Origin of the sequence: Leptothrix ochracea (assembly GCF_041083635.1) — a bacterium.
GTDB lineage: Bacteria > Pseudomonadota > Gammaproteobacteria > Burkholderiales > Burkholderiaceae_C > Sphaerotilus > Sphaerotilus ochraceus.
Window position 1 is genome coordinate 72,483 of sequence record NZ_JBFPHB010000024.1, and the last position, 8,669, is coordinate 81,151.

Genomic DNA, 8,669 nt, shown 5'->3' on the forward strand with positions numbered 1-8,669 from the left:
GCGCCGGCGAAGTCGGATTGTCGGTCTAGTTACGACTTTGTTGTGAGACGGGCGGTCAGCCCGTGTTGCGCAATCCGGCCGCAATACCGTTGATCGATAGATGAATGCCGCGCTGAATACGTTCCATGCCCGGATGATCCTCGCGACGGAGTCGGAAGCGACGCAGCAATTCGACCTGCAAGTGGTTGAGCGGATCCAAGTACGGGAACCGGTGTTCGATGGATCGGGCCAAGCTTGGATTGGTCGCCAAGCGTTGCGTGTCTCCGGTGATCTGGCTCAGGGCCTCTTGGGTTCGATGCCATTCATCTTGGATCGCCTTGAAGATGGTTTCCCCCAGTTCACGGTCTTCGACCAGTTCAACATAGCGCGCAGCAATCGCTAAATCGGTTTTGGCCAGCACCATGTCAAGGTTGGACAGCAGCGTGCGGAAAAACGGCCACTCGCGGTACATCTGCTGTAGCAAGGCCAATTTGTTGGCATCGGTGGCCAGCAAATCTTTGACCGCCGAGCCAAACCCACACCAGCCGGGCAAAGCGATGCGGCACTGACCCCAACTGAAGCCCCAGGGAATGGCGCGCAGATCTTCGATGGCGCGGGTGGCTTTGCGTGATGCCGGGCGTGAGCCGATGTTGAGGCCGGCAATTTCCCGAATGGGCGTGGCCGCGAAGAAGTAATCGGTGAAGCCCTCGGTCTCGTAGACGATGCGCCGGTAGGCCTTCATGCTGGCTTCGGACAGGGCCTCTGCCGTCGCTAAGAACGTCGCCGGGGCACTTTGCGTGGGATGCAGCAGCGTGGCTTCCAGCGTGGCCGCCACCAAGGTTTCGAGGTTGCGTCGGCCAATTTCAGGGTGGGCGTACTTGGAAGCGATGATCTCACCTTGTTCAGTCAGGCGGATTTGGCCGTTCACGGTGCCCGGAGGTTGCGCCAAGATGGCGTCGTAGCTGGGGCCGCCGCCTCGGCCGACGGTACCGCCTCGGCCATGGAACAGGCGCAGGATCAGACCGTTTTTGCGTCGCAGGGCGTCGAACAGTTCCACCAGTTCGATCTCGGCGCGATACAACTCCCAGTTGCTGGTGAAAAAGCCGCCATCTTTGTTGCTATCGCTGTAGCCCAGCATCACGTCTTGCTCGTTGCCGGAGCGGGCCATCATGGCCGCGATGCCGGGCAGGGCGTAGTACTCGCGCATGATGGGTGCGGCGTTGCGCAAGTCGCCGATGGTTTCGAACAACGGCACCACGATCAGATCGGCCGTTGCACTTTCATCGAGCGTGCCGCGCATCAGGCCCACTTCCTTTTGCAGCAGCAGTACTTCGAGCAAGTCGCTCACGGTCTCGGTGTGCGAAATGATGTAGTGCCGGATGGCATGGCGGCCATAGCTCGTGCGCATCAAACGGGCGGTTTCGAAAATCGCCAGCTCGCTGCGGGTGTGCTCGGAATACTCCCCTGCGATCAAGCGCAACGGGCGTGCGTCGTTGAGTAGGCGTAGCAGCAAGTCACGGCGAGCGGCCTCATCCAGCGCGCTGTAATCCGCTTCGACCTTGGCCGCGCGCAGTAACTCCGCCACCACCGCTTCGTGTTGATCCGAGCTTTGGCGTAAATCAACCGTGGCGAGGTGAAAGCCAAACACCTGCACCGCCCGCATCAGCGGGGCCAAACGCGGCACGATCATGGCTTGAGCGTGGTGGTACTTGAGCGAGGCCTCAATCGTGCGCAGATCAGCCAAGAAACTCTCGGCGTCAGCGTAGGGTTTTTGGGGGGCAACCGCATGGCGCAGGGCCTCTGTGCCGGTCAAGGCCATCAACGTGGCGGCTAAGCGGGCATAGATACCGATCAGCGCACGACGGTAAGGCTCATCTTCGCGATGGGCATTCTGATCTGGCGATTGGGTCGCCAGCGCTTGCATGGCGGCGGTGACAGGTGCCAGCATCTGTGACACCGACAGCTCGGCTCCGAGAGCATGCACTTCCGTCAAGTAGTAGCGCAACGCGGTTTCGCATTGCCGAGAGAGCGCACGTTTAAGCGTGTCGGCGGTCACGTTGGGATTGCCATCGCGGTCGCCACCGATCCAATGGCCCATGCGCAAGAAATTCGGAATGGGGTGGCCAGGCAAGGCTTGTTCGATTTCGCGATAGAGCCGGGGCAACTGGGTCAGAAAGGTCGCGGGGTAGTAGCTCAGCGCGTTCTCAATCTCATCTGAAACCGTGAGCTTGGTGTAGCGCAACATGCGGGTCTGCCACAGCTGGGTGATCCGCGCGCGTAAAAATTCTTCGTTGTCGCGTCGATCAGAGGCTGAACCCAGGGTGTCCCGTCGGCCAATCAGTTCCGCCACCGCCCGTTCGGCATCCAAAATGCTTTTACGTTGGACTTCGGTGGGGTGTGCCGTCAGGACGGGCGAGATGTAGGCGTGGTCCAGCGCATGAACGATTTGATCAGCGTGGATATTGGCTTGGGCCAAGCGCTCGAAACTCATGGTCAGCGAGCCTTCGTGCAGATGGCCTTGTTCCTCATGGTGTTCTCGCCGACGCACGTGGTGGCGGTCTTCGGCGATGTTGGCCAGATGCGAGAAATAGCTGAAGGCGCGAATCACGCTGACGGTTTGGTCGCCGGTCAGATTTTTCAACAAGCGATCCAACGCCTTGCCGGCGCTGGAATCGCGCTTGAGTCGGTAGGCGACCGAGAGTTGGCGCACGCGCTCAATCAGCTCGAAGGCGGCTTGACCTTCCTGTTCGCGGATCACGTCGCCGAGCAAACGACCCAGCAGTCGAATGTCTTCGACCAAGGGTCGATTCTTTTCAGCAGCACTGGCTTGCATGGCCTCCGTGTCGAGCAAGGTTTCTGGGGGTGTCGGTAGCGTGCTTTTGGCGCGTGGCATTGAAACCTCAAACAGGAAAAGTTGGTAACTTTGTTTCTGATCACATCCTACCATCCGTGCGTGCGCTGATCGTGGTGCGACATGCGGGACAATAGCGCCATGACTACGCACACCCTTTCTTGCACCATTGCTACCCGTGAAAGTCGTCTGGCCCTGTGGCAAGCCGAGCACGTCCGTGACCTGTTGGCCGCTCGGTTCGGCTGGTCGGTTGATTTGTTGGGCATGACGACCCGTGGCGATCAGATCCTTGACCGCGCCTTGTCCAAGGTGGGTGGTAAGGGGCTGTTCGTCAAGGAACTGGAGGTGGCGCTTGAAGAGGGTCGGGCCCATTTGGCCGTGCACTCGCTCAAAGACGTCCCGATGGACATGCCCGAAGGCTTCGTGTTGGTGACGGTTTTGGACCGAGAAGATCCCCGCGACGCCTTTGTCTCGAACAACCACGCTTGCTTGGCTGATTTGCCCCACGGTGCTCGTGTCGGAACCTCCAGTCTGCGGCGGGTGGTGCAGCTCAAAGCCCGTCGGCCCGATTTGGATGTGCAGCCTTTGCGCGGTAACTTGGATACGCGCCTGCGCAAGCTCGATGAAGGTCAGTACGACGCCATCATCTTGGCCGCAGCTGGTTTGAAACGGCTTGGATTGGCGCAGCGCATTCGCAGCTGCCTGGAACTCGATGAAATGTTGCCAGCAGCTGGGCAAGGGGCTTTGGGCTTGGAAATTCGTCAAGATGCTGTCGAAATCTCCGCCGCCATGCAAACCCTGACCCATCAACCGACTTGGTTGGCCGTGCACGCCGAACGTGCCGTCTCGCGGGCCTTGGGAGGCAGTTGCAGCATGCCTTTGGCGGCTCACGCGCGCTGGAACGGTTCGGTCTTGCAGTTGGATGCACTTCTTGGTCATCCGGGCGATGCCACGGTCCCTTTGGTCCGTGCGATGGCCCAAGCAGAAGTGATCACCACTGAGCAAGCTGAAGCGCTGGGTCTGGCGGTGGTGGCGCAATTGCGCAGCCAAGGTGGCGATGCGCTGTTGGCCGCTTTGCCGTCGGCGACGGCCTAAGACTGAGTTTTCTTCATGCCGCCAGCGGGTCGCTTTGTGACTTTGGTGGTGACCCGGCCCCAGCCGCAGGCTGACGCTTGGGTCGCGCGTTTGCATGCTTTGCAGCAGCCGGCGATGGCGCTGCCGCTGCTGCGCATTGAGGGGGCCCCGGCACACGCACATCTTGCTGCCGAGGCTTGGCGAACATTGGCGGCACATCGGTTGGTGATGTTTGTCAGTCCCAATGCGGTGGCTCAGTTTTTCCAGCGCCGGCCGGCCGGCGCGTCTTGGCCTGAGCTGACCTTGGCGGGGGCGACAGGTATGGGCACGGTGGCGGCGTTGCAAGCCCATGGAGTTCCCCAAGCACGGATCGCCGCGCCGTCACCCCAGTCACCCCAATTTGATGCTGAGGCCTTGTGGACGCAAGTGTTGGTGAGCCTGCACTGGGCTGGGCAGCGAGTGTTGATTGTGCGCGGCGAAGCCGGTCGCGATTGGCTCACGGAGACCCTTCAGCAGCATGGAGCGGATGTCCACGCGTTGTGCGCTTACCAGCGACTCGGGCCTGTGTGGGATGCGGCTGCGAGCGCACTTGTGGCGCAGTTGGCGGCAAACCCTGGCCGCCATGCGTGGCTTTTCAGCAGCTCAGAAGCCATTCGTCATCTGATGCAGCATGTGCTGCATGCCACTTCCCGTGCTTCCGATGACCTTGCGGGTGTGCGTGCCGCCATGGTGGTTGCTACGCATGAGCGGATTGCTCAAACTGCGTTGGAGCATGGATTTAGCGCCGTTCGTTTGTCCGTCCCGGATCCTGCTCAGATCATTCACGCTTTACATGCAGATCGTGATACACCGCCTTGATCGATACAATCGCGCATCTGCGGTCGTCCCTTCCCCGCCCATTGCCCCGTGAACGAAACGTCTTCTCCTCGTCGTGACTCGGTGCTGGCCGAGCCCCCTTCGCTTGATCGCCCCGCGTTCGAGCCGACTCGTCCTGCCATTGGCGAGCCCTCTTCTCATTCACCAGATCGCTTACCTTCGGTGCCTTCAAATGCGCCTTCTCCCTTGGATGTTCGATCCCCGATGCCATCGGGCGCGGGCACGTCTGCTGCTCCCACTGCTGGCCAACAGGGTTTGATCGCGCGCCAATCACCCGTCTGGGCGGCGGTTGTGTTGGGTGTGGGGTTGCTGGTGAGTAGTGCGGCCCTTTGGAGCGTTGGGTCGCTGAAAGATCAGTTTGCGACCCTCGAACAAGAGCTTGTTCGGCGGCAGCAAACCAGTGCGGATCAAGCTGGTGAGGCGCGTTTACTGGCTCGCCAAGCGCAAGACCAGACCCGAGATGCGGCGGCGAAGGTGTCGTTGCTGGAAAACCGACTGGCTGAAGTCGCCTTGCAGCGCACGCAAGTTGAAGAATTGATGCAGTCGCTGGCCCGTTCGCGCGATGAAAATCTATTGACCGATGTAGACGCCGGATTGCGGGTGGCCTTGCAGCAGACAGCCATCACGGGCAGCGCCGAGCCTTTGGTGGCAGCACTGCGTGCCGCTGATGAACGGCTGACACGCGTGAATCAACCCCGTTTAGAGCGGGTCCGTCGTGCCATCGCGGGTGATTTAGATCGCATCCGCAGCGTTGGTGTTGCCGATGTGGGTGCGCTGCTGATTCGATTGGATGAAGTCGTGCGGCTGATCGATGAATTGCCCATGTTCAATCAGTTGGAGGCGCGACCTCAAACGCCAGGACCCTCTATAAACGTTGCTGCGACCACGACTACGACTGCACCGATGGTGGGGGGGGCTGCATCCAAAGGGGGGGGCAGTTCTCTTGGTTGGGGGCCGTTGTTTTCGGAAGGTCAGTCTTTGGCCCATCAGATTTGGAACGATATGAAGGGGCTGATTCGGGTCACTCGCATCGATCGCCCTGAGGCCATGCTGATTGCACCGGACCAAGCGTATTTCCTGCGAGAAAACCTGAAATTGAGGGTGATGAATGCACGGTTGGCGCTCTTGTCCCATCAATCCGATGTGGCTCGTGCTGACTTGATGCAAGTGACTCAAACCTTGGGACGCTACTTTGATCTTGGATCGCGGCGCACCCAAGTGGTGTTGGAGTCCCTCAAGCAGGTGACCACCCAAAGCCAGCAAGTGGGCGTGCCCAAGCCAGAAGCCACCCTTGCGGCCATCGCGGCGGCAACGGCGGGTCATTGAAAGCCAATGAAGGGGCGGCTGTGCGAGGCATTGTCTGGCTATTGTTGTTGTTTGTTCTGGCGGCTGTCTCGGCGGAGACGTTTGGCCTCAACGATGGATTGGTGTCGATTTACTGGGCGCCCTATCGGATTGAACTGGGCCTGAACTTTGCCATCGTGTTGTTGTTGGCGGTCCTTTTGGTCGGGTTTGCGGTGATTCGAGCTTCGACAACATTGATCGATTTGCCGCGCCGTGCACAGGCTTGGCGCAGTTCACGTCGCGAGTTGGCTGCACAGGCGGCATTTCGGGAGTCATTGGCCTATTTCTTTGCCGCCCGATACACGCGTGCCTACCGTTCCGCCCGTCGAGCGATGAGCTTGCATGAGTCCACCCCTGAGTTGTCCTCGGATATGGAGTCTCTGGCTTTGATGCAGCTGTTGGCGGCGCACAGTCTGCATCGATTACAAGATCGTTCGCGTCGTGATGCGGCGATTGAGCGTGTTCGATCTCTGGTGGCAAACCGGTCTGAAAGCACAACGATTGCCGAAGGGGCGCACCTTCTGGCCATTGAGTGGGCCTTGGATGATCGGGATGCCTCCCGGGCGATGCAGGAGTTGGCGGTCCTTTCCCCGGGTGTTGGTCGGCGTACGCAGGCCTTGCGCTTGCGCTTGCAGGCGGCGCGCTTGGCACGAGAGCCGAAGGAGGCGCTGCATACCGCGCGATTGTTGGCCAAGCACCAAGGGTTCGCTCCATTGGCTGCACAGGGCCTCTTGCGTTCGCTGGCCTTGGAAACCATCGATGCGGGGCGTGATTTTGATCAGGTGCAGCGGATTTGGAACGACCTCGAACCCTCGGATCGACGGGATCCGATGGTGGCCGCGCGAGCCGTTGAGCGTGCAGCAGGGTTTGGAAATACCACGGATGCCCGACTCTGGCTCAAGCCGCACTGGGAGCAATGCTCGGGTTACGGTCAGCTCGAACGCGCGGCATTGGCTCACGCCTTGGTTTTGGTGCTTGATGAATTGCCTGCGGATTGGCTGGGCCTCTTAGAAGCGGCTGTGGAGGCCTGCCCACAGGATCCGATGGTGGCCTATGCGGCTGGAGCGGCCTTGATCGAGCGACAGCTTTGGGGGCGAGCGCGGCGGTTGCTGGAATTTACGGCGGGATCAACCAAGGCTGATGTTGCGACACGTATGAAGGCATGGCGGGCTCTTGGTCATTTGGCCGAGCGAGAGGGTGATTTGGAGCGCGCTCAAAATTGTTTTGATGAAGTGATCAAAATTTCTTGACCACTAAAAAATCCGTGCTATAGTTATGAACTTCAGCGGCTGTAGCTCAGTTGGATAGAGTACTTGGCTACGAACCAAGGGGTCGTGGGTTCGAATCCTGCCAGCCGCACCAAATAAAAAGCCAGCACTATTTTGTGGTGCTGGCTTTTTTCATGGGCTTCTCGGTGCTGGGTGTTTGTGGGTGCGGCTTGGGCCCTTGATTCTGTTGCTTTTTGTTACGCATGCTCCACCGAAATGGGGATGTCTCTATGAAAAGTGTTTTTGTAAAGTCGCTTCCGTTGCTGTCACACGGAACGACTCTTGATAATTTTGCTTCTGGTTGGGTGGGTGTCTTACGCGGATCATTGATAAAAAGCCTGCGAAGCCCTAGCTTGATTTGAAGTGGCGAGCTATTTTCGTCTTTGACCACCTGCGATGAGCAGGTGGTTTTTTTATGCGTGAATCGGGGCCAAAGTGTGGAATTTATGATCTGATCGTCGCCTGTGATTTGTCTTTAGGTGGGTGTCATGAGCAGCGTGGATATGCGGGGTCGGGGTGATCTTCTGGAGGCGGAGTTGGCGATCCTTGAGGATGGGTTGATGGCGTTGCCCCCGTATCTGGAGCCGTTGGATATCGTTTCTTTGGATGGGTTCTTGTGTGGTGTTCTGTTATCGCCCCATCCGGTGATGCCTGCTCAATGGTTGCCGGCGGTTTTTGATTGGAATTTTGGTGAGTCGGGTGCGGGGGTGTTTGAGGATGGGCACCCTGATTGGGGTCGGTCGCGGGCTCCTGGGCTTGCTGCGCTGGTCTTGAGGCGGTATGCCGCGATGGAGGTTGCTTTATCCGGTGATGGTTGGTTTAGTCCGATTGTTGCTGTGCCGACGGATGCTCGCGGCGCGCCCGTATTGCGTGGTAAGTCGGCGATTCAGGAGGCGTTAGGCGGCTGGGTGCTTGGGTTTGAGCATGCGCAGGACCTGTTCCCGGGTTTGGGTGATCTGCGTGCCCCGGGCTTGCCTGATCTGATGGCTTGCTTGTTACGGCATTTGCCGGAGCAAACGGAGGAGGAGTTGGCGTGCACCGAGGCTCTGGATCAAGAGCATCCTCTGGCGACTTTGGATGAGGCGATCGAGGATTTGGTTGAAACGGTGGTTGCGATTGCCCAATTGAGTTGGGCGACCCGGAAGAACTTTTAATACCCACACCCTTGACAGGGATTACGTTTACAGGCAAAATCTCGTTTCTCTGCTGATCACTGACTGATTAGCGACTCGCAAGACGGCGAGAAGTTCTTTAAAAATTTGCAGCCGATAAGTGTG

The 8,669-nt window shown here is 59.0% G+C and carries 6 protein-coding genes and 1 tRNA gene; 6 read left to right on the top strand and 1 reads right to left on the bottom strand.

All coding sequences use genetic code 11. From position 1 onward, the window contains the following. Positions 1-55: 55 nt before the first annotated feature. Positions 56-2,812: a phosphoenolpyruvate carboxylase gene (gene ppc / locus AB3X39_RS10060; protein ID WP_369417249.1), complete on the bottom strand. Its 2,757-nt coding sequence runs from the start codon at positions 2,810-2,812 to the stop codon at positions 56-58. Between the two features lie 141 nt (positions 2,813-2,953). Here ppc and hemC point away from each other — a divergent pair, with 141 nt between their 5' ends. The 6 genes from hemC (at position 2,954) to AB3X39_RS10090 (ending at position 8,546) form a co-directional block, all read left to right on the top strand. Then, entirely contained in the window at positions 2,954-3,925 is a 972-nt protein-coding gene (hemC, locus tag AB3X39_RS10065; RefSeq protein ID WP_407069388.1) for a hydroxymethylbilane synthase, read from the top strand. Positions 3,926-3,940: 15 nt separating this feature from the next. Then, positions 3,941-4,762, top strand: a complete 822-nt coding sequence (locus AB3X39_RS10070) for a uroporphyrinogen-III synthase (RefSeq protein ID WP_369417244.1) — start codon at positions 3,941-3,943, stop codon at positions 4,760-4,762. Between the two features lie 204 nt (positions 4,763-4,966). After that, a complete protein-coding gene (locus AB3X39_RS10075; protein ID WP_369417245.1) occupies positions 4,967-6,106 on the top strand; it encodes a uroporphyrinogen-III C-methyltransferase in 1,140 nt (379 codons plus the stop codon). Between the two features lie 20 nt (positions 6,107-6,126). Continuing rightward, positions 6,127-7,374, top strand: a complete 1,248-nt coding sequence (locus AB3X39_RS10080; protein WP_369417246.1) for a heme biosynthesis HemY N-terminal domain-containing protein — start codon at positions 6,127-6,129, stop codon at positions 7,372-7,374. Positions 7,375-7,409: 35 nt separating this feature from the next. Then, positions 7,410-7,486 (top strand) — tRNA-Arg (locus AB3X39_RS10085). Between the two features lie 394 nt (positions 7,487-7,880). Further along, positions 7,881-8,546, top strand: coding sequence for a YecA/YgfB family protein (locus AB3X39_RS10090; protein ID WP_369417247.1), 666 nt, complete (start codon positions 7,881-7,883; stop codon positions 8,544-8,546). Positions 8,547-8,669: the final 123 nt, after the last annotated feature.